The organism is Paenibacillus sp. B2(2019) (assembly GCF_008370385.1).
In the GTDB taxonomy this organism is placed as follows: Bacteria; Bacillota; Bacilli; order Paenibacillales; family Paenibacillaceae; genus Paenibacillus_AQ.
Genome location: NZ_VTZR01000032.1, coordinates 178,469 through 201,478, shown reverse-complemented (window position 1 = coordinate 201,478; position 23,010 = coordinate 178,469). Strand labels below are relative to the sequence as shown.

The 23,010-nt window shown below is 42.1% G+C and carries 17 protein-coding genes; 6 read left to right on the top strand and 11 right to left on the bottom strand.

The genetic code is table 11. The annotated features are described in order from the left end of the window. Positions 1–359 precede the first annotated feature (359 nt). From PAENI_RS31045 to PAENI_RS31025, 5 genes are all read right to left on the bottom strand, one after another. Entirely contained in the window at positions 360–1,277 is a 918-nt protein-coding gene (locus PAENI_RS31045; RefSeq protein WP_042186069.1) for a DUF5692 family protein, read from the bottom strand. Positions 1,278–1,718: 441 nt separating this feature from the next. Continuing rightward, positions 1,719–2,981 (bottom strand): FAD-dependent oxidoreductase, encoded by a 1,263-nt coding sequence (locus tag PAENI_RS31040; RefSeq protein WP_149647907.1) that lies wholly within the window; start codon positions 2,979–2,981, stop codon positions 1,719–1,721. 3 nt (positions 2,982–2,984) lie between these two features. Further along, positions 2,985–4,022, bottom strand: coding sequence for a helix-turn-helix domain-containing protein (locus PAENI_RS31035; protein WP_149647906.1), 1,038 nt, complete (start codon positions 4,020–4,022; stop codon positions 2,985–2,987). Between the two features lie 129 nt (positions 4,023–4,151). After that, positions 4,152–4,919 (bottom strand): metallophosphoesterase family protein, encoded by a 768-nt coding sequence (locus PAENI_RS31030; protein WP_262495799.1) that lies wholly within the window; start codon positions 4,917–4,919, stop codon positions 4,152–4,154. A gap of 150 nt (positions 4,920–5,069) precedes the next feature. After that, entirely contained in the window at positions 5,070–5,591 is a 522-nt protein-coding gene (locus PAENI_RS31025) for a MarR family winged helix-turn-helix transcriptional regulator (protein WP_149647905.1), read from the bottom strand. A gap of 217 nt (positions 5,592–5,808) precedes the next feature. Between PAENI_RS31025 and PAENI_RS31020 the strand changes: the two genes are divergently transcribed. Further along, positions 5,809–7,440, top strand: coding sequence for an MDR family MFS transporter (locus PAENI_RS31020; RefSeq protein WP_149647904.1), 1,632 nt, complete (start codon positions 5,809–5,811; stop codon positions 7,438–7,440). A 75-nt stretch (positions 7,441–7,515) separates the two neighbouring features. Here PAENI_RS31020 and PAENI_RS31015 read toward each other — a convergent pair whose 3' ends face one another. Beyond that, entirely contained in the window at positions 7,516–7,983 is a 468-nt protein-coding gene (locus PAENI_RS31015; protein ID WP_149647903.1) for a MarR family winged helix-turn-helix transcriptional regulator, read from the bottom strand. 216 nt (positions 7,984–8,199) lie between these two features. On the opposite strand from PAENI_RS31015, the gene PAENI_RS31010 reads away from it, so the two are divergent. Continuing rightward, positions 8,200–9,696, top strand: coding sequence for an amidase (locus PAENI_RS31010; protein ID WP_076284279.1), 1,497 nt, complete (start codon positions 8,200–8,202; stop codon positions 9,694–9,696). A gap of 32 nt (positions 9,697–9,728) precedes the next feature. Here the strand turns inward: PAENI_RS31010 and PAENI_RS31005 are convergent, their stop codons facing one another. Then, the gene (locus PAENI_RS31005; RefSeq protein WP_149647902.1) at positions 9,729–10,328 is read right to left on the bottom strand and encodes a TetR/AcrR family transcriptional regulator; all 600 of its coding nucleotides are present in this window, start codon (positions 10,326–10,328) and stop codon (positions 9,729–9,731) included. A gap of 166 nt (positions 10,329–10,494) precedes the next feature. On the opposite strand from PAENI_RS31005, the gene PAENI_RS31000 reads away from it, so the two are divergent. Together PAENI_RS31000 and PAENI_RS30995 are read left to right on the top strand one after the other, a co-directional pair. Continuing rightward, positions 10,495–11,382, top strand: a complete 888-nt coding sequence (locus PAENI_RS31000) for an ABC transporter ATP-binding protein (protein ID WP_149647916.1) — start codon at positions 10,495–10,497, stop codon at positions 11,380–11,382. Next, entirely contained in the window at positions 11,379–12,191 is an 813-nt protein-coding gene (locus PAENI_RS30995) for an ABC transporter permease subunit (protein ID WP_149647901.1), read from the top strand. The genes PAENI_RS31000 and PAENI_RS30995 overlap by 4 nt, the downstream gene beginning before the upstream one ends. A 92-nt stretch (positions 12,192–12,283) precedes the next feature. Here PAENI_RS30995 and PAENI_RS30990 read toward each other — a convergent pair whose 3' ends face one another. The 4 genes from PAENI_RS30990 to PAENI_RS30975 form a co-directional block, all read right to left on the bottom strand. Beyond that, complete coding sequence (locus PAENI_RS30990; RefSeq protein WP_149647900.1) at positions 12,284–13,246, bottom strand: glycoside hydrolase family 43 protein; 963 nt, start codon at positions 13,244–13,246, stop codon at positions 12,284–12,286. Between the two features lie 103 nt (positions 13,247–13,349). After that, a complete protein-coding gene (locus tag PAENI_RS30985) occupies positions 13,350–14,261 on the bottom strand; it encodes a carbohydrate ABC transporter permease (RefSeq protein ID WP_042186041.1) in 912 nt (303 codons plus the stop codon). Between the two features lie 54 nt (positions 14,262–14,315). After that, positions 14,316–15,194: a carbohydrate ABC transporter permease gene (locus PAENI_RS30980; RefSeq protein WP_042186039.1), complete on the bottom strand. Its 879-nt coding sequence runs from the start codon at positions 15,192–15,194 to the stop codon at positions 14,316–14,318. A 79-nt stretch (positions 15,195–15,273) separates the two neighbouring features. Then, complete coding sequence (locus tag PAENI_RS30975; RefSeq protein ID WP_042186037.1) at positions 15,274–16,518, bottom strand: extracellular solute-binding protein; 1,245 nt, start codon at positions 16,516–16,518, stop codon at positions 15,274–15,276. 275 nt (positions 16,519–16,793) lie between these two features. Here PAENI_RS30975 and PAENI_RS30970 point away from each other — a divergent pair, with 275 nt between their 5' ends. Both PAENI_RS30970 and PAENI_RS32895 read left to right on the top strand, forming a co-directional pair. Then, on the top strand, positions 16,794–17,699 hold the full coding sequence (locus tag PAENI_RS30970) for an ArsR/SmtB family transcription factor (protein ID WP_042186035.1): 906 nt from the start codon (positions 16,794–16,796) through the stop codon (positions 17,697–17,699). Between the two features lie 466 nt (positions 17,700–18,165). After that, positions 18,166–22,914, top strand: coding sequence for a LamG-like jellyroll fold domain-containing protein (locus PAENI_RS32895; RefSeq protein WP_262495797.1), 4,749 nt, complete (start codon positions 18,166–18,168; stop codon positions 22,912–22,914). Positions 22,915–23,010: the final 96 nt, after the last annotated feature.

The following is a 23,010-nucleotide window of genomic DNA, read 5'->3' as shown; positions in this document are numbered from 1 at the left end:
TGGTTTTCCGCATACATTTGACTCGCTTACGTTACCGTCGGCACATTGTGTTTGGTTTTTCGCATACATTTGGCTCGTTTACGTTACCATCAGCACATTGTGTTCAGTTTTTCGCATACATTTGTCCGTAAGCTCGACTAAAACATGCATTTCGAAGGATATAAGGTCCGCTCGGGCCGTTATACATCCCAAAGGCGTGTGCTTAATTAAAAACAGAGCTCCCCATGGCCACCAGTTGAATATAGGCCATCCTATAAATTCGTTTCACATTTCTCCGCAATCTCGAAATTTTATAAATTCTATTCCATAAAAAAAACCGCGCTAGGCGCGGATTCTTAAAGAAACTATTAAGCCTTCTATTATTTTGCACTCTCGGCAATCGTCTTATAAGCCGCTAAATCTGTATACACTTCCACTTTAAGCGGATTGCGTTTATGTTTGGTAATTTTATAGAAGTGATAGACAAACACTGCAATATTAGCTGCTAAAGATAACGCACTCACAACCCAAAGCGCCGTTTCGCTGTGAGAAGATTGTACGGAGAACTTTGAATCGCCAACAAACGCCGGGAACGACATTGTAAACATCATCCAAATCGCCAAGGTTTGTGCACGGTGCTGTAGCCATGCTCCTTTTTTGAAGAAGAATGCTGGAATTGTACAAGAGATCAGAAGTGCTGCACCTGCATAGAAGGAATGGTCAGAAACTGCGTTATATACATAGGCAAAGTTCCAAATGTCATAAGCAATGATCCAGAACCACAGCTGGTCCGGCCACAACATATCCTTACTCTTGTCTTTACTAATAACAATACCCATCCAACCAGAAATCGTAATAATGTTCAGAATACCTGCGATCCCGTTCATAATGTTCCAAGGACCACCTACCATCATTACGCCATCCACCATGCCTTGCAAGCTGTACACTTGGAAATCACGGATAACTGCTTCAAGAATGTTAACTGCAAGGATAATAGCTGGGAACATTAATATATATTTATTTTTGTCCCATCCTTTAACATAACGGATAGCCATAAACCCTATACATCCTGCCAAGGCAGAATATACTTTTACCCAGTGAAACCATGTTCCAGTACTGGAGCCTTCGCCTGCCGTATTCGGCCAGACCGCTATGGTAAGAACAATAGGGACAACGATAAACAGAATGATTGAGAACCACTTGCTTCTTCGAGCTATTTCGTTGAAAATCATTAATCCTGCAAGTACCACTAACCACATTAGAGCAGAGTACCAAGGAATCGATTCGAATAAAAACATAATGCATTCCTCCTAAAAGTTTTGTGAGCATAAACATCACTGATTGTCTTCGTGCAAAACTAGCTTCGTAAGCATTCGCATATTTTGTATATAAGCTATGTCTTGAGTCCAATATATCCCATCCTCCTCCGAACGATCAAACCGCTCAAAACGTTGATTTATCAAGGTTTTCATAGTCTCATTTCGAGTTGAGTTTACACATCAATAGGACTGGAATTCATCCAAGGTCCTACCCCAAGTAAGGGAATCTATTAGAAACTATGTCTACAGAACTACAGACTGTAAACCTAACTCGAACGTAAAATATCCCCCACAAAGTGGAGTTTTGCTTTAATGCTTACTCAGGTACTTTGTCGGAGGCCCAAAATATATACTTGATGCAATATAAAAAAACCTTGCCGACAAATTTCTTTGTGGACAAGGCTTACTACTCACGCATTTTTAAAAAAATCTTTCAACTAAGTATTTCGAATATACGATACAGTTCTCCAGTGTAGGAAAATTCATGATTTCTCCTGCATAATAGATCTTATCTCTTCCCTGCATCTGATCAAGCCGTTCATAAAAGCCTTCACGGATCACATTAGAATCTACATGGGGGAACTGCTTCCAGCGCTTCATCATATACAGACGGATATTCTCGCCGCCAAGTTCGCGAAGTTTATTTTCTACCTTTTCCCTCATCTCGAGATCTGTCATCTCATCATTCTCCGCTACATAAACCGTAACTAGATCCGTTGTTCCCATATCTGCCCACCTGTAATACCATGCCATCATATGTCCCTTGCGTTCAGGATTCATATTGCAGGGGATATATCCAGAAAGCTCCGGCAACCCCTTCACTCTGTAGGCATATACCCGAAACCGTTCATAGATTATACACTCAAACAATGCTCTGTCTACCGAAGATAAGTGAATCATATCGCCCAGATGCTCTAAGGAAGCAGTATAAATAACCTTGTCAAAATAAAAGATATCCTGGTTTGTTTCCACCCGAACCTGACCATTTCCCTCTTGCTCCATATGTAGCACTTCACAAGTCAGACGCAGATCCTCTACTTGGTCGGCCATTCTTCTAATGAGTTCAGTGACTCCCTTAGGCCAGGTTATCATGTGAGTGATCTCAATAAAGGACAATAAATTATCATAAGTAAGAAATTTCAATACATAGGCGGCCGGCACATCCTGAATACTCCCAAAACCAAAAGTATTGAAGTAATGCATATACACCTGCCCAATTACAGATAGCTCATTCTCCGTACACCAATCTGAAAAGGGCTGACATAGATCTGCCGGTAACTGTAGAAAACCCGGTTCTTGTAGTGACTTATAACGTTTCAAAATATCTGGCAACCGTTTGAATTCTTGGGTAAACACCTGAATTTGGTCCATAGGAATCTGAGTAGTTTTTCGCCCATTTGTATCAAAAAATCCCCGTTCCAAGAGTGGACCCTTGTCCATAAGATCAAACTCTCTCATGAGTTCTATCGTATGTTTATAAGTTGGCAAGCCGATTAGGGTTCCCATTTCATAGGATTTCCCTTTGTATTCGATGGAGTGGCACTTGCCACCTACCCGGTCTGACTTTTCAAGGAGAGTGATATGTTTATATCCTTTTTTCGCGAGCTGGTAAGCAGCTGTAACCCCAGAAATCCCTGCACCGATGATCCCTATCCTGTCTTCATACTTCATATTAGTCATCATCTGTTATCTCCTTGTAAATAACCATAATGGCAAGGTCTCCCGCTGACCTGCATACTCAAGTGCGACATCCGATGGTATTTTACCTTGATTAGGTCCGTCTGTGATCACCCTGCTGAAGTTATAGATCCTCAAATATTCGTGTAAGCGCTTTTCTAAAGTCTCAAAGGAATCAATCGTATCATCCAACCAAGCCTGCTGATAGAATTCTTTCGTCAACACTGCTGCAAATTGCTGTAAGGGCTGAAATACTACTGTCTGATCTGCAGTAATAGCTACTTGATTTATGTTGTTCTTATGTAAAAAATCGCTGTATTTATGTTTACCTCTATCCCAGTTCGTAGTAAATTCACGACTCTTGTTCGTAACCAGATTATCAATTTGGAATTCTAAGGTCTTCATCAATGGGATGACCTTCAAATCCATAAAATCGATAAAAAGAATGGCGGACTTCCGATTATATAGCTTAACTAAGCCTAATCTGGAATAGGCATCGTAGACCACGTATTGATATACCTTTCCTACCCTTGGGAACACTCCCATATAGCTAATACTCTGTTGGCACATATACCCGGGATGAGCATTTTCCGGATTTTTCATCCTATAGTCCAGAGGTTTGGGTTTCTCTTTACACCCTCTGCTGTTAGCCGCTTGCGTGCCGTCCCGCTTCTTTGCTTTAACTTCTTTGGCGTAAGCCTCCCGTTGTATTCTCTTACTAAGTCCATTTCGACGCAGCACATTATAAATACCTGACTCCCCTATGTTCACACCCTCATCCTGCAGTTCGTAAAAGATTCGCTTGGGTCCATCTTCAGGGAATTTGGCAACGTATTGTAAGATCAATCTTTCCGTTCGCTTATCCACTTTATTAGGCATTACCGGCTTTCGTTCCTTCTCTGCCAGTCCATCCATCCCCTGCTCTTGGTAAGCTTTACACCACTGATAATAGATCGTCCGGGATATGCCAAACTCCTTGCAGGTTTCGCTCACATTGTTGCTGATAGTCCCTTGCATGAGGATATGATATTTGTTGTTTGCATTCATCTATTACACCCCCTATTCTTTATTTTATACATAGTTGGCGTTAAATACAGTGCTATTCTACATTTTCATGAACAAGCATAAACGCCTTCAGCGTTATACTTTCTAATATTTTAAAAAAAGAGAGACAGCTCAAGGCTTCTCCCCATTCCGAACAAAATGTGTGATGTATGCCCCACCGGAAATCTCCAAACAGTTCAGACGTTGACCATAGGCACATCCACCATCCACACCAATCTTATCGCCCAGCGGACTAAACCAGATGTCTTCCGAATCATGTAGATCCATCGTCGAGGTATGACCGAAAATAACCGTTTTGTCAGTGCTAACTACAGGATTCGTATAAAATGGCTCTCTGATCCAGATAAAATCATATGGATCCTGCTGCTTCCAATCCTCTATTAATGGATTAATGCCCGCGTGGACAAAGATATGGTCTTCCGTCTCATGATAAAGTGGCAATGAACTTAGAAAGTCCAAATGATGTTTGTATTTCTGTCTAATTTCTTCTTTCAGCAGCATATAATCATGCCAGCCAAAATCCGCTTTAAAAAAATCAGAATCCGCCTCACAATAGCTCATCAATGTATACAAACCACCGTTGTTTAGCCAATGCGTATCCAGTTTATCATCCTCGCTGGTGAGCGCGTCATAGGCCATTTTATCATGATTGCCTTTTAGAACAGTAACGCCCCATTCCCGCTTTAGGGCCATAACTTGATCCACAATTCCTTTACTATTGAGACCTCTATCCACATAATCCCCCATCAGGATGAGCTTGTCCTCGGATGGCCGATAGTTTATTTTTTTTAATAATGCGTTGAATTCGGAATAGCTTCCGTGAATGTCGCTAATCGCTAATATTCTGATTGTAATTCCTCCTTGCTCTGGATGCTGCAAGCTAAAACGCCTTCGGCGTCCTTTAAAGGACGGTGAGCGTTTATGCGAGAATTATAAGGATAAAGTATATCGCGAAACTTATACTTTCTTATAATTAAAAAAAGACGTTCCGGGCAGAGGCACCGAAATATCTTTTTTTTGTAATGGTCGCTATACGGAATCCATAACGAGCGGATCTTCATCGGATTGAGTAAAAAGCTGGCGGCTTCTGACTTCATGCACCGCTTCTTGAAAACGATCACACAGAAAAATCAACTGGTCTATCTCTTTCTTACCCACCTTTTCCGTAACTTCACTTAAAATACCTGAAAAAGTAGCCATCTGGGAATCATAAATCTGCTCCCCTTTATTCGTCAGACCAATATATACAACCCGCCGATCGGTATCGGACGTTGTTCGCACCACGTAACCCTTCTCCTCCAAACTGTTAACCATTTGTGTCGCAGTAGGCCTGCTAATTTGGAGCAAGTCGCTTAATCTAGAAATCATGACTCCCCGCTGCTCTTCGACTTCGTCTGAATGCTTCTTTCGCTTCATTAAATTGTTTATGACATACATCATCATAAATTCTCTATACGAAATCACTTCCTTTGAGGACGGACGAGAGGTCAAACGTTTAATATTTTCAAAGGCTATAATTAGCTTTTGCTCTTGACTATTTTGAGTATCCATAGGGCACCTCCAATTTAACTCAATCTAATTAGATTACTTACCTATTTCCAAAAAATCAAGTCCAAATCACATTCTGTTTCCATAAAAATTAAATAATTAAACAGTTGTGCTAAATGATGAATTTGTGTATTATACATAAATGATAGTTTGGCTACCTAATTATTAAGACGTGAATTCCCAAACTACAATATATAGAAGTTAAAGGAGAGGAACAGCTCTGGAGCATCTTACGCAAAAGAAAAAAGTTACAATTATGATTGCTTTAATGGCGGCTATGTTTTTCGCAGCAATCAACCAGACCATTGTGGGTACTGCAATGCCCCGAATTATTGCGATGTTAGGAGGCATTGAACATTATACTTGGGTAATTACCATCTATATGCTCACCTCTACAATCGCTACCGTACTTGTCGGCAAATTATCCGATATCTATGGAAGAAAGCCATTCCTCTTAGCGGGGATCGTTATTTTTATTATAGGCGCTTTCCTGTCCGGATTGTCGACAAATATTTTCCAAATGATCACTTATCGCGGGATTCAAGGTCTTGGCGGCGGGATTCTAATGTCGGCTACCGTAACCGCTGTAGGTGATTTGTTCGCTCCTAGAGAGAGAGCCAAGTGGACTGGAATTATGATGGCCATATTTGGATTCTCTAGTGTAATTGGTCCTACCCTTGGGGGCTTCATGGTGGATCACATGGCTTGGAAATGGATCTTCTGGATCTTCTTGCCTTTCGGTATCGTGGCTTTCTTTATGATTTGGAAAATGTTCCCTAAAACTGCACGCTCCACTTCAGAATCCATTGACTACTTAGGCTCTATTTTCCTTTCCCTTACCATTGTTGCACTCTTGCTCGGCTTTTCATGGGCGGGTACAAAATATGAATGGGGTTCCCCAGAGATTCTCAGCTTGTTCGGGGCATCTATTCTCGGAGTTATTATTTTAATTCTGATTGAACGAAAAGCTAAAAGTCCAGTATTGCCATTATCCTTATTTAAGAATTCCATCGTAACCATCTCCATGGTTGTCGGCTTCCTGATGAATGCTGGTATGATGGGCGCAATGATCTATCTGCCATTCTTTGTCCAAGGTGTAGAAGGTGTCTCCCCGACCAACTCCGGATTCATTAATATGCCGATGTCATTAGCAATGATTGTACTTAGTACGCTTGTGGGAAGATGGATCTCCAAATCAGGTAAATACAAGCGTTATGCCCTGATGGGTATGCCATTTATGGTTGTAGCCATGATCATAATGGCCTTTATGAGCAACATTGCGATGGCCGTAGTCAGCATGATTGTCTTCGGGATTGGTTTAGGACTATCGATGCCTGTATTTACCTTAACCGTGCAAAATGCTGTAGCTCCCTCCATGCTAGGAGTTGCTACTGCTACAAATACTTTGTTCCGTAATTTAGGTGGAACCATCGGTATCGCTATTATGGGTACCATCATGAACACTTCATTAACGAATAAACTAGAGGCAGCAGTGTCCTCTGGCAAAGGTCCAGATTTAACCAAACTTGACCCTGAATCCGCTAAACAACTTTCCGCATTTATGAATCCGCAAATGCTGCTAGATCAGCCTAAGCTGAAGGAACTGCACACAACGCTGCCAGAGCAAATCCAGCCGCTCTTCAATCAATTGATTGAGATGCTACGAAACGCACTAAGCGATTCCCTGACAGTTGTATTCTTAAGCGGCACGGCACTGTTAGTCATTGCAGCATTGCTTGTCCTGTTCCTTAAAGAGATTCCGTTGCGAAGTGGTGAGAAAAAAACAGAGGTAACTGCAGAGGGAAAAAGCGAAGGCAAAAACCTTGAAAAGTCAGTACCTGCTGCACATTAATCACAAATAAATATACATTAGAGATGTCCGTAAACAGCTTTGGCTGTGCGGCATCTCTTTTTTATGTGAAGGAGATTAGGATTCGGTTGGTTGATCGTTCAATTCTTCGAAATAATCGTAGACTTCGTTTAACAGCTCCATTAACGAATCTGTCTTTTCTCTACCCATATAATCAATCATGCCTTTAAAGGTATTTCGGGATTTCGTCACGGCCATTTCGGCCAAATGCTCTCCTTTTTCCGTAAGCGTGATCTCACTGATTCGGCGATCCTGGGCATCGGCAGAACGCACTACATATCCCTGTGCAATCAGACTATTGACCATCTGTGTAACCGTAGGAGAAGTGACTTTAAGAAACTTGCTGATATCTGATACGGTCTGGCCCTTCTTCCCTTCCCGTTCCTTGCCGAGCTTTAAAGAAACCAACATCCGAACCTCACTTGGCTTCAATCCCCAGACTGTAGTTTTACGCCAATTCATCCTGGAAAATTGCTGGAAAGCTTCCATTAGTCCATCAACATTCTGATATTTATCTTCGTTCATCAGTACACCCCATAAGATCCATTTAACACTAAGTATAGCCTAATCGGGCTTAAAAAAGAATTGATAGATGTCAGATATCCATTTTCAAATCATTACTATCGAGATGTATAATGGGATCAGAAGAAAGGGCTTGGTCGTCCTTTACTGACGATAAATGATACATTGTTATATATAAAATACAGGCAATTCACGCCTATTCGAAAGAGGTTATCTATAATGTCCTTTTCTTATTCTACATATGACGCTCTAGGGCTTGCTTCGCTTGTCAAAGCACGTGAAGTCTCCCCTCGTGAGCTTGTCGAAGCCGCTTTCGCTCGGCTCGATGAAGTTAATCCAGTTCTTAATGCGGTTGTACGTACTCGTAGAGAAGCTGCTCTTAAGGAAGCTGACGATATGCCTGTTCATGATAGCACTCGCCCGTTTGCTGGCGTTCCTTTTCTGCTCAAGGATATCTCCCAAGCTATCGCTGGAGAACCTCTTACTTCGGGTGCTTTGCTTATGAAAGACAATATTGCCAGACGTGACTCAAACTACGTAGCACGAATCAGAAACGGCGGATTCATTCCGCTTGGACATACGAATACACCAGAATTCGGCCTCAAAAACATTACCGAGAACGTCCTTCATGGCCCGGCACGTAATCCGTGGAATCCCGAATATTCCCCCGGCGGTTCAAGTGGTGGTGCAGCTGCGGCGGTAGCTTCTGGTATTGTTCCGGCAGCGGGTGCTAGTGATGGTGGCGGCTCGATCCGTATCCCTGCCTCGTTCACCGGCTTGTTCGGACTGAAGCCCACCCGTGGACGTACTCCAGTTGGACCAGGTGTCGGTCGTCAATGGCAAGGCGCTTCTATTGACTTTGCATTGACAAGGTCCGTACGCGATAGTGCTGCGATGCTGGATCTACTACAGGTTGTGCAGCCAGAGGCTGCTTTTCAAACACCTCTATATCCGGGCGTCTACTTAGACGATCTATTCAAGCCAACACAGCGAAAACTACGCATAGCGTTCACAACAGCTTCTCCAGTAGGCACTCCTGTAACGAATGAAGCAGTCATTGCTGTGCTCAAAACTGTAAAATGGCTCGAAGCTGAGGGGTATGAAGTTGAAGAAAAGCTAAGTCCAGTAAATGGTGTTAGGCTGATGGAGAATTACTATACGATGAATACTGGCGAAGTGGCAGCGATGTTCGTATCGCTGGAAAAAATGATGGGACGTTCCATTACTTCCAGTGAAGTTGATATCGTTACTTGGGTCCTTGGGGAAGCCGGAAGAAAAGTCTCTGCGGCAGAATTTGTGCATAGTCTGGATGAATGGGATATTGCAGCCGCTCAAATGGCAGGTCTGCTTAACCGCTACGATCTGTATATCACACCAACAAATGCGGATTCAGCTCCTAAGATTGGCGAGTTAACGCATAGCTCTGCTGAAATCGAAAAACTGCTGCATGTACATGAGTTGCCGAAAGAGGAACAAGAGCGAATGATTTACGCTATGTTTAAACCAAGCCTAACCTACACACCGTTCACCCAGCTCGCCAATTTGACGGGTCAGCCAGCTATGAGCGTTCCCGTCCATATGTCGCAAGAGGGTCTACCGTTGGGGGTACAGGTAATGGCTGCTAAAGGCCGGGAAGATTTACTGCTTCAGCTTGCAGCCCATCTTGAACAATCCGAGCTGTGGGTAGGGATGACAGGGAATCCGCTCTTTCCATGATGAATTAGAGGGAACAGATTGCAAAGCTCACGCTACTCCTGTTCCCGCCCGCAAATCCCATAAAAGAAGAGATGGATGGCTTCCTCCAGGAAGGCATCTATGTCTTCTTGTTTGCTGGCTTCATCTAGCATTTCCCCCGAACTTCGCATATACATTCCCATAAATGAAAGTATCCCTTTGGTGGACACTTTATTTGAAATTTCTCCTCGTGCTTTGCCATCCTCCACCATCTTGACCATCAATGGTAAAACGTCATTTGTGTAACGTTCTTCAATATAATGAAACATTTCCTGATCCTCAATCATAAGCTCCTTCACAGTCGTAGGAGACAATGAACTGTAGGTTTCTCTCTCCATCGTCATAATGTATTCAATAATCTCTTTTAGAGAATGCTCTCCATGAATGTAATCTTCAAATTCGCGAATGGCCTTCTCTATAAAATCCTTAAAGGCCTCACCAAATAGTGCTTCCTTGCTGCCAAAATAATTATAAATCGTCACCTGTGAGACGCCTGCTTCTTTCGCAATGTCTGCGATCCGGAGACGTTTGGGCTCACAGCTCTTGAGCATCTCCATCGTAGTCTTCATAATTTTGAGTTTTATTTGAGCGGCTCTTTTCTCAAATCCATTCATGCTATCCACCCTTAACTTCATTATATAATACGCTTATTTAAATTTAATGAAATATTTATTATCAATTATTTCATAATTCGATTGACTTCACTATTCACTAGGAATAATATAACATATGAAATATCCAATTAGTAATAGTTCATTATTTTGCAGCGGGGGTGGCGGCATGCTTGTAGTTGAAGGCTTAACCAAACGATTTTCGAATGGCAAGGGAATCGAAGATGTTACGTTTACCGTAAATAAAGGTGAGGTATTTGGGTTTCTGGGGCCTAATGGCGCGGGTAAATCTACGACCATAAGACATATCATGGGATTTATGAAGCCGGACAAAGGTAATGCGAGCATCCATGAACTTGATGTATGGAAAGCACAGGGTACAGTCCAGAAGCATATCGGCTATCTACCCGGTGAAATCAATTTTTTTGACGGGATGACAGGCATTTCTTTCCTTAAATTCATGTCTGGCATGCAAGGGATGAAGAACACTACCAAACGTGACCGCCTCATTGAACGACTGCAATTTGATGCCTCAACTCCGATCCGCAAAATGTCAAAGGGAATGAAGCAAAAAGTCGGTATTGTCGCAGCTTTCATGCACAATCCTGAAGTTATTATTCTGGATGAACCAACCTCGGGACTCGACCCGCTTATGCAAAAGGTATTTATAGATCTCGTATTGGAGGAAAAAGCAGCCGGAACCACATTTCTAATGTCCTCTCACAGCTTTCAAGAAATTGAGCGCACCTGTGACCGAGCTGCAATCATTAAAGACGGACGTATCGTCACTGTAAAAAATATCCACGAATTACAATCGATGCAGCGGAAGCTGTTTGAGGTTGTTTTCGCGAGTCGCGAAGATGCAGAACAATTCGCCGCCTCCGGCCTGCAGGTGGAAGCTCGTGAAGGGAATATGGTCCGTATTGCCGTTCAGGGTAATTACGATCGATTCATTCAGGAGACCGGGAAATATAATATCCGCAGTATGGATGTGTTCACGCAGAATCTAGAGGACATTTTCATGGACTATTATGACCGTGAGGGGGCCGTGCAATGAATCTTCCACTCTATAAAGAAATGATGAGGGTGAACCTCAAAGGCATAATGAATTACGCCTTCGGTTCTGCCTTCTATATTCTGTTTATGATCTGGCTATATCCAGGGATCGCCGGAAGCACACAAGCCATTGATGACCTCATTAAAGCTATGCCGGAAGGTGTAGGTAAAGCCTTTGGATTAAACAGCGGATTCACCAGTGCTGAGGCTTTTATCTCAGGAGAATATTATGGACTTATTCTGGTACTGATTCTATCCATTGTGTGTGTACAAATGTCGACGCAGCTCATGGCTCGACTTGTGGATCGTGGCTCTATGGCTTATCTTCTGATAGCACCAACTACGCGGAGAAAAGTAGCTACCACGCAGGCGCTTGTACTCACAACAGCATTGCTCCTGATTATGGGCGTAACCACACTCGCCGGATTATTAGGTAAAGCATGGTTCCTCGGCAGTGAATATGAATTTAATAGCGGCCGATTCGCTCAGCTGAATAGCGTAGCGTTTTTATTGTTTTTTGCCGTGGGGGGACTCACTTTCCTTGTATCTTCGGTTTGTAATGATGAGAAAAAAGCGCTTGGAATTTCCGGCGCTATCACCTTCGGATTCTTCACTCTGGATCTGCTCGGCAAAATAAGCGATAAACTGGAGGGGTTACGTTACCTGACCTTGTTCTCCTTCTATCAGCCTGGTAAAATCGTTCAAGGAAACGTGGAGATTATTCAGGTTTCTAGTTGGTTACTGTTGATCGGTATTCTCGCTTTTGCCATAGGGATCGAACTGTTCAGACGACGGGATCTTCCATTATAAGATTAAGGGACGCTCCAATAGCATGTGGCTACTGGAGCGTCCCTCTTTCATATAGAAGAATATAATAAGCTTCACACTAGAGAAGCATTATTTTAAGATTTCGTATCCGGTCTAGGGACACCAAAGTTTGGCGTTCCATCTTCATTCCACTGGATCACTTGCACACGCGCGTGCCGATTAGGATCATATAACGGGTCTCCCACAATTTCCTTATAGCTTCTAGCATGGAACACTAGGATATCCTGTGTGCCATCATCTGAGACTGTAAAGCTATTATGTCCCGGTCCATATTGACCGTTTTCTTCAGAAGTTGTAAACACAGGTTCTGGTGTTTTGACCCATGATTTCGGATCCATTAAATCACTATCCTCATCAGCGGTTAACAACCCCATACAGTAGTTATGATCTGTTGCACTTGCCGAGAAAGTCATGAAAATACGTCCATTTCGCTTAAGAACTGCCGCACCCTCATTCACCAGGAAGCCGATTTTTTCCCAATCATATTCAGGCGTGGTGATGCACACCTGCTCTCCTTTTAACGTCCAAGGGTTTTCCATTTCAGAGATATACATATTAGAATTACCAGGGATATCGGGATCCTTTTGTGCCCATACGTAGTATCTAACCCCTCTGTGTTCAAAAGTGGTTGCATCCAGGGCAAAGGATTCCCATTTCGTTTTGATTTGACCCTTTTCCACCCACTCACCTTCTAATGGATTTACGGATGAGTTTTCTATGGCAAACATACGATGATCAAATAAGCCATCTTTCGTATCGGAAGTATGTGCTGCTGCAAAATACACGTACCATTTTCCATCAATATAATGAATCTCGGGCGCCCAAATATTGGCACTCATTAAGCCTGTTTCATGCTTAACCCAAATGGTCTTACCCTCAGCCTCAGCTAATCCCTGAATGGATTCAGAACGACGAAGCTCGATTCTATCAAACTCCGGAACCGAAGCTATGAAATAATAATAACCATCAGTATGTTTATAGATCCATGGATCTGCCCTTTGCTCAATAAGCGGATTTTTCGCATTGAATTCTCTCATGATGACAACTCCTATATCTCTCTTTATTTTTAATTTTATGGGTCACCAAAACACACCCTTCCTTATAAGAAGGCAAGGTGTATTTAAGCTATGTTCATTTGATCTACCCTTTAATACCTGAATTCAAGTTAATAGATTGAACGAAGTATTTTTGAGCAAATATAAATAACAGCAGAGTTGGAACGATCGCCAAGATTGCCGACCCCATTAATTGCCCGATCATACGATAGTTTCCGTAGATATCTTGTAACAAGAGCAACCCAGCTGTGACTGGCATTTTGTCTACATCTGTGTACACGATAACCGGCCAGAGGAAGTCATTCCAAGATCCCGTAAAGGAGAACAATCCGCAAACAATCAGAATCGGCTTAACTAACGGCAATATAATTTGCGCGAAAATTCTAAAGTCACTTGCACCATCAACTTTTGCAGACTCATCTAGTTCTTTTGGGATACCGTTCATAAACTGTCTGACCAAGAAGATATTCCCCATACCCGCAAGACCGGGAATGATCATTGCCCAAGAAGTGTTTACCCAGCCCAAGGAATCGATAATTTTATAAGAAGGAATTAAGTTAACTACACCCGGGAAAAAGGAGATCCCTAGCAAAGTAAAGAACAGTGTGTCTCTTCCTTTAAAGTTAATACGGGTATAACCAAAGCCTGTAATCGAAATCACAATAACCACCAGGATTGTGTGGGTTGTAGCGATAAACAATGAATTGCCTAGCCAACGTAGAATTGGGGCTGTAGAAGTATTGTTCAGAATCGTAACATAGTTCTCAAAGACCCATGTTTCAGGAAATAGTCTAAAGCCTGAAGAAACCACTTCCGTTTGTGATCTAAAAGACGTGGAAATCCCGAAGATTACTGGAATAATCCAAATCACACAAAGGATAAGCAAAAAAGCATATGATACATATTTTGAAATGCTAACATTGGATGATCCTTTTACTTTGCCTGTTCTATTTACAACTGGACGATTATCTAGGCCATTTACCGCCTGATTTGACATTTTAGTACACCTACCTTTTCCATTTCCTTGTTAATCAAATAGTTCCCGAGAACCTTATGTAGCATTTCGGTTCATTACATAATATTGCAGCGCTGAGATCACCAAGATTACTAATCCCAATAACACTGCCATCGCCGATGCCATCCCTGCAATGGATTCACCGTTTCCGAAAGCTAATTGACGAATATACATCATGAGTACGTGTGTACTTTGTCGAGGCCCGCCATCGGTCATCATTAACGGTTGGCCGAATACATTGAAGGCACCAGCAGTTGTCATAACAAAGGTATAGATTAATGGAAAACGAATAGATGGCAAGGTGATACTTGTGAATCTTTTAATTGAACCCGCACCATCAAGCTCGGCCGATTCATATAATTCTTGCGCAACGCCACTTAAGGAAGCACGATAAATAATCATGTTGCCCCCAATACCGCCCCATAGTGTGATTACAATGATGATAATCCACGCATACGGCTGATTTGCAGGCCAAGCAATTTGTGATCCGAATAGATTACCAGTAATCCCTAATTGCTTATTAAAGATCAAAAGCCAGATTAGTGCAGCCGCAGAAATCGAAATCAAGCCCGGAATATAGAGAATAGATTGAATTAAGCTCTTCATTTTAACTTTTTTATGTTCTAGTGCAACAGCAACCATTAATGGGATAACTATTAATAATGGAACAGAGAGACCCACAAAGATCAAAGTATTTTTCAGACCTCTGAAAAATTGAGTATGAAACGTTGATTTGCCATCAAATAGAATGGCCTTATAGTTATCAAAGCCTACCCATACCGGGTCACTCATTAAATTCCACTTTGTAAATGAAGCATAAATCCCATAAATCGTTGGCAATAAAATGAAGACAGCAAACAAAATGACGTGCGGACCTACAAAGAAGGCAGGTGCCCAGTTTATTTTCTTTTTCATAGGATTTCATTTCTCCTTTTGCACAAAGTAATGCACCAATGTACGGCACATTACTTCGTACAATCTATTCTATTTCGCTTTATTTCGCTGCACTGCTGCTTTCTGCGATCTTATCTTCTACAAACTTCTGCATGGTTGCCAAGGTCTCATCTAGATCAACGTTACCGCGAACGATATCTGCGCAATAAGTATCTACAGCTTCTGCAATGTATGGGTAGTACTCATATGTGTAAATGTAAAGGGATTCAATTTCTTTTTCATTAGAAGTAAAGAAGGATTGCATGTAGTTTTGGTATTCCGGACTTTGGTTAACTACGTTACTTGCGACGTTTTGACCAGCTTTTGCCCATTCCATTGAGTTTGTACGCACATATTCTAAGAAGTTAGCAATCCCTACTTCTTTTTCATCTGTTCTCTTATCATTCTTAAGCATAGCGAACAAGTGAGAAGAAGATCTATTCGTGAATTTATCAGCGGTTGGAGAATAAATGTTAGTCACACCAAAGTTCAAGCCTTCAACTCCAGCATGTGCGGTAGAACTCCAAGTTCCGTCTGTGGAGAAGAGTACGTTTTGGGATTGGAACATCAAGTAACCGTCTTCACCAAATGGAGTCATCAAACCAGCATCAGCAATTTTCTTAACGTCTTCAAAGGCTTGTTTAAATACTGGGGAGTTAACAGCCGGTTTGCCGTCCACCTGAATATCTCCGCCCAAGTTTTGAATTTGAGCCAGGATAACCCATCCGAGCAAGGCATCATTAACTACATAGTCGCCTTCATCCAATTTACCTTGTAAGGAAAGCATTTCATCAATCGTAACAACGTTATCATCCAAGAAAGATTCAGCATTATATTTTTTGAGCAAATCTTTATTGTAATACATTACGTTACTGTGGATATCAAGAGGTACTGTGTATTGTGTTCCGTCGATGTTACCAGTGTTCCAAGCTTGTGGTAAGTAATTTTCAGCTTTTAGTTCAGGTTGTGCCGGCAATACAGTATCTTGCATGGGTTCTAAGACACCTTGCTTAACAAACCCAGGAACACGGTCAGCGTGGATAATTGCTAAATCAGGAACACCTTTGCTGGAAGCCAAAACGGTAGAAATTTTCGTGTACATATCAGCTGTAATAACGTGCTTCACTTTAATCTCTGGATTCGTTGCATTGTACTCTTTAACGATTTGATCCATATAAGCACCATCATCACCGGTCAGCGGTGTCCAGAACGTAATCGTCTTACTATCATCTTTACCACCACATCCTGCTAACACTGTCGTTAACATTAGAACCGTTGCTAATACTACTCCAAATTTCTTTTTCATTACTCTCTCCCCCTGCAGCTGTAATGTTAAGATAATCATTCACATTAACTTTGTTGGAAACGATTAACTTAAACTTAGTATACAGTCGCTTTGAAAGCGTAGTCAATAACTTTTAAATAAACTTAATAGATTTTTTTAAAACTTAGTTAACCTTTTAGTTCATTAAGAAGAGATGAAAGCGATATATTATTTACTTCAGTTACCTTTCGTGTTACTTTATATAGAGATTAATAAACTTTACAGTATATGAAATTACTTTGAAAGAAGTGGATAAAATGCAATTGGAAATAGACAAGTCCTCTCTCGTTGTTTATGAAGCCTTGGCAAGTGAAGTACGAATAAAAATCATTCAGTTACTCTCCAAAAATAAGATGAACATCAAAGATTTGGCAGAAGAACTTAAAATAAGCAGTCCCATCGTAACAAAACACATTAAAAAGTTAGAAGATGCAGGAATCATAAAAACAGAAAAAGTTCCTGGTAAATCCGGAATGCAAAAAATCTCAATTCTTAGAGTCGACCATATTGAGATTAACTTCCCTAAAAAAATCTTTCATTCTTTTGCCTCTTATGAGACATCGGTGCCGATTGGTCATTATACGGATTATGATCTGAAGCCTACATGCGGACTTGCCACAGAGAAAGAGTTTATCGGCAGAGTAGACGAACCTAAGTATTTCATGGATTCTAAAAGAGTCGATGCAGAGATTCTATGGTTTACCCAAGGTTATGTTCAATACAACATTGCCAATTTTCTAAAAAAAGATGAAACCTTACAGCAATTTGAAATTAGCTTAGAGCTTTCTTCCGAATTTCCATTTGCCAATGACGTATGGCCTTCAGACATCACCTTTTCATTGAACGGCTTGGAATTAGGTACTTGGACAAGCCCTGGGGATTTTGCTGATGCAAGAGGTAAATTCACACCTGAGTGGTGGCCGCACAATATTAACCAGTATGGATTACTAAAAACGATTAGAATTACTAATCACAATGGAACATACATTGACGGTGACCCCATGTCTTCCGTTTCGATTGAGGATTTAGATACGACCTGTGACCGATGGACTTTCCGGATCGAAGTGAAGGAAGATGCAAAACACGTCGGAGGCGCGACAATTTTCGGAAAAAAATTCGGAAATCATGATCAAGATATCATGTTCAAAATGTATTACCTTTAAAATCTTCTAGTACGCACATGTATCAAGGTTGGTTCTTTCATGGGGGCGAACAACTAATTAGTATTTATTCTTCCTTAGCCCCCCTATCTGTACTGTGATATGAACCAGTTATCACTTTCCCCTATCCATCTCTTTATCGCCCACATCTCCCACCTTCTTTCACTTTCCACAACTCCAGTAGTAATCCGCAGTACTTTTCTTTTCATACGTTATCCAAACCCAACTACCCTTTTATCAATAAAAATATAAATAGATTCATCGTTTCATAAATTTCTATTTGACTATATGCTAATATCATGCTTAAAATGAGATCAACATAAAACGTTTTCCACGATATGGTTTGTATAAATATAAAACAAATCCATTTTGATTTGTGAAAAACGTTTTTTTAGTAGTTCTATTGTAAGCGTTTTACATTTTTCGTACCGCCGCAATCTCTAATCAATAGAATCGGAGGATCATGAATTTGAGGAAAACAACTCGTAAGCTAACCGCTTCACTTCTTGCACTCACGCTGCTAGTACCTGCACCATTCATTTCAGCAGCTTCTGCAAGCGATTCCAAAACAATCCCACCATCCACGCAACAACAGGCTGTCGATTATTCGGGCCACTGGGCACAGAAAGATTTTCAATCCTGGGTGGATAAGGGCTTGATTTCAGGCTATGGAAATGGAATTTACAAACCGAATCAAGAGATCACCCGCGCGGAATGGGTCACATTGATCAATCGGGTCTTTAATTTGCAGGAAAAATCAGAAATTGCCTTCACGGATGCACTGGAGTCAGGTGCTTATTACAGCGATATCCAGAAAGCTTCGGCTGCAGGATATGTATCAGGATATAGCGATGGCACCTTCCGACCAACACAGGTAGTAAGTCGTCAAGAAGCCGCGGTTATGCTGCACAGACTATTCCAGCTCAATTCTTCTGCAAATACCTCTGCACCAAAAGATGTTGAAGATTTACCCTCATGGAGCCAAGAAGCTGTATTATCTTTATTTGGTGAAGGTTATTTGAATGGTTATAGTGACGGCAGCTTTAAAGGCGCAAAAGCCGTAACAAGAGCGGAAGCACTGCGTATGATTGAGAAGTTGGCCGGGGAAATCACTTCTAAGAGCGGGAGTTATACGGGGATTACCACTCAGAATATGGTAATTAGTAACCCGGGTGTTGAGTTGAACAACTCCACCATCTCCGGAAACCTGTACCTTACCGAAGGTATTGCAGAAGGTGATATCACGCTGTATAACGTCACTGTTAAAGGAACAATATTCGTATCCGGCGGCGGCGAAAATAGTATCGTACTTAGTAACTCTAATGCAGGTGACATGGTTGTAGATAAGCGTAATGGGAAACTCCGCGTCGTTACTAAAGGAACGAGTGCCGTACCAAGTGTACGTGTACATTCCGGTGTAATGCTTGAGGAAGATACTACTTTGACGGGAGCAGGCTTCGGCCGGGTCGTTATAGAGAATACGCTCCCGAACGATTCAATCATCAGGCTGAGAGGAAACTTTGATTCTGCTGAGGTACGAGCGTTAGGAGTGCCTACACTACATCTAGCTGCAGGCAATATTACTGAAGTTACATTGAACCAATTAGCCAAGCTTCGTGTAGATGCTGGTGCAGCAATCAAGAATCTTATCCTTGGTATAAACGATATGATTACTATCCAAGGCACCGGGAAGGTTAGCTTTGACAGTAAATACAGTAACCTAATCAAATTTGAAACACCTACTCCGACAGCTACGGCAACGTCTGGTTCTGGTAGTTCAGGTTCTGGTGGATCGGACGGCGGCGCTGTTGCTACACCTACTACTACTCCGGTTCCTACAGCTACAGTGACTCCTACTGCTACGCCGGGTCCGTCAACAACGGCACCAGCACTCACCAATGTTTCTGTACATGATCCTTCGGTGGCTGTAGACAAAGGAACGTATTATGTGTTCGGGTCTCATATCGATGCGGCCAAATCGGATGATCTTCTGAACTGGACTCGTTTCACAAATGGTTATACAACACCAGGCAACGTACTCTTTGGTGATCTTTCCGCGAATCTGGCAGAATCCTTTAAATGGGCTGGAGAAAACGATTCTGACAGTAAAGGCGGATTTTCCATATGGGCTCCAGACGTTTTCTGGAATGAGAATTATAAGAATGCGGACGGGACCACTGGCGCTTATATGATGTATTATAGTGCTTCTTCCACTTACATCCGCTCAGCGATTGGCTTTGCCACTTCGCAAAATATTGAAGGTCCTTATGCCTATGGAAATACCGTAATTTATTCCGGCTTCACCAAGGAAGAAGATTACGATACTAACAGCAAAATTAACAAAAAATGGACAAACACAAATATTCAAAAGCTTATTGATAACGGAACATTAGAAGATGCCAACCCAGATTGGTTTGACGCAGGCGGTTCATATAAGAACAAAACGTATACAAACGCAATTGACCCGACGTTATTCTACGATAAAGACGGCAAGCTGTGGATGACTTATGGATCATGGTCAGGCGGTATATTTATTCTAGAAATCGATCCAGCTACCGGCGAGCCTAAATATCCGGGTAAAGACGGAACGACCGCTGATGGACGTCTAATCGACCGGTATTTCGGTACCCATATTTCTGGCGGTATGACCAAATCGGGCGAAGGTCCGTATATCGTTTACGACAAGAATACAGATTACTACTTCTTATATGTAACTTATGGAGGACTAGCGTCCGACGGTGGTTACAATATGCGTCAGTTCCGTTCAACGAATCCGGATGGTCCTTATGTGGATTCTGCCGGACAAAGTGCAGTGCTGGCAACGAGCAATGACCATTCGGCCATTGGCAACAAAGTTCTTGGTAACTTCATGTTCACGAACGTGAATAGTGACCCAGACTTCCAAACTTACGGCTATGTTGCATCAGGCCATAATTCAGTGAATTATGATGAAGAGACGGGTAAAATATTCAACTTCTTCCACACTCGTTTCCCGCAGCGTGGTGAAACACATGAGCTTCGTGTGCATCAAATGTTCACCAACGAAGATGGATGGCCGCTCACTTCTCCTCATCGTTACACTGGTGAAACTATCGCAGCTGTTATGCAGGAAGATGTTATTGGAGCTTATCAGTTCGTGAATCACGGGAAAGATACTTCTGCTAAAATTAAATCCACAACAGCTATCGAACTGCGAGGTGATGGAACCATTACAGGGTCCGTAACCGGTTCTTGGGAGCTAAAAGAAGAGTATTACGCCGACCTGCTCATCAATGAAATAGAAGACGGAGCTACTGTACAAAATCTCTACAAAGGTGTATTCGTAAAACAATGGGATTCCACTCGTCAGAGCAATGTTATGACTTTCACAGCCATGTCCAATAAGGGTGTTACCGTCTGGGGCAGCCAAATTGAACTGCTGAGCACAGATCAAATTGTATCCAATGTTAAAGATAGTTTAAGCTTGGGCAACACAAGTAAAGTATACAAAGATCTTACGCTCCCAACTGAGGCCGTAAGAGGAACAGTCATTACGTGGTCGTCTTCCAATGAAGCCGTAGTAGGAAACGATGGTTCAGTTGTTCGTCCTGAAAAAGGACTCGGAAACGCAACGATTGAACTTACTGCTACGATTGCGCTGGGTGAGTCTACTGCAACTAAGACCTTTACTATCGTTGTAATGGAACTGACTGGAAATATACTAGAAGACGGTTTGGTGGCAGCGTATGATTTTGAAGGAGATCTTTCAGAGAACGGAGATCGTACTGATAAGGGTACAATTACCGGCAATCGGATTAACAATACTGGTGGGAACATCACCTATGAGACAGGTGAAGTTGGTCTTGCAGCTAAATTCGACGGTAGCTCCGGTATTCGCCTACCCAATGGTTTGATTAAAGGCAACAACTATACAATAGGCATGTGGCTTAACCCACAAGAACTGACTCAATTCACTACAGCCTTCTTTGGTGCTACAACAGATACGAATTGGATTAGTCTCTTGCCTTATGGAAACGGTGGAGCTACTACCCGGATGTGGTTTGGTAGCCAAACCTTCCACGATGCAGAAGCAGGCATGCAGATTCCAGTTAACCAATGGTCGCATATAGCTTTCACTTACGATGCCGGGACTGTGAAGCTCTATGTAAACGGAGTATTGAAGTACACTGGAAAAGGATTTACGGATGTATTTGACAGCGCAGATGCAGTATTCGCACTGGGTGTAAACTACTGGGATATCCCTTACAAAGGTTTGATTGATAACCTGCGTATCTACGAAAGTGCACTTTCCGCTGAAGCTGTAGACTTGCTGGTAAATGGTGAGCCTGACAGTAATGTAAAAGTAAGTACGATAACCTTCCATGATGCTGAAATGGATGTGGCTGTGGGGAATACCTTTACCCCTCAAGTAAAAGTACTGCCTACCAATGCAGGAAATAAGAAACTTACTTGGAGTTCTAGTGATCCTAGCGCCATTTCAGTTGATGCTACAACCGGAACCGTAACAGCGCTAACGGTAGGTGGCGAAGCAGTGATTACAGCCACTGCGGCTGATGGTAGTGGTGTCTCAGCAGACTATAAGGTAAACGTTACGGATGGAAAAGTAGCCTATTATGCTTTTGATGGAAACCTTGATGACTCCCTCCAATTGGTCGGTACTGGCCAGGTTACGGGAATAAAAATCGAGGCCCCAACTGTAGGTAACATTACTTACGGTAACGGTATCACTAATCAAGCAGCAGTATTTGACGGTGTTTCCGGAATCCGGTTACCTAATGGATTAATTGACAGCAATACCTATACCGTATCTATGTGGTTAAACCCTGAGCAGCTTACAGATGCAACAACAACCTTCTTCGGTGCTGCTTCGATAAACAGCTGGATTAGCTTCGTTCCACAGAACGGCGGAGGTAAAACACTGCTATGGTCTGGCGAGGCATGGTATGATGCTGTTTCCGCTATGAAGATTCCAGAGAATAAATGGACGCATGTAGCATTTGCGGTCAACAACGGTACCGTGAAGGTATACCTCGACGGAGTTGAGCAATTCTCCGGTGAGGGCTTCCCGAATGTGTTTAAGAACAAGAATGGTGTGTTCGCTCTTGGCGTAAACTATTGGGACGTACCTTATAAGGGAATGATTGATGAACTGAAGATTTACAGCAGAGCACTCAAATCAGACGAAATACTGACCGAATATAACTCAAATGTAAATTAAGAGAATCATCATTTGGAAAGAGAGCGGAGCCTCAGGCTCCGTTCTTTTTATCTTAAATCATGTGATCAAAGTGAATGAGCGTCCATAAAATTTCTC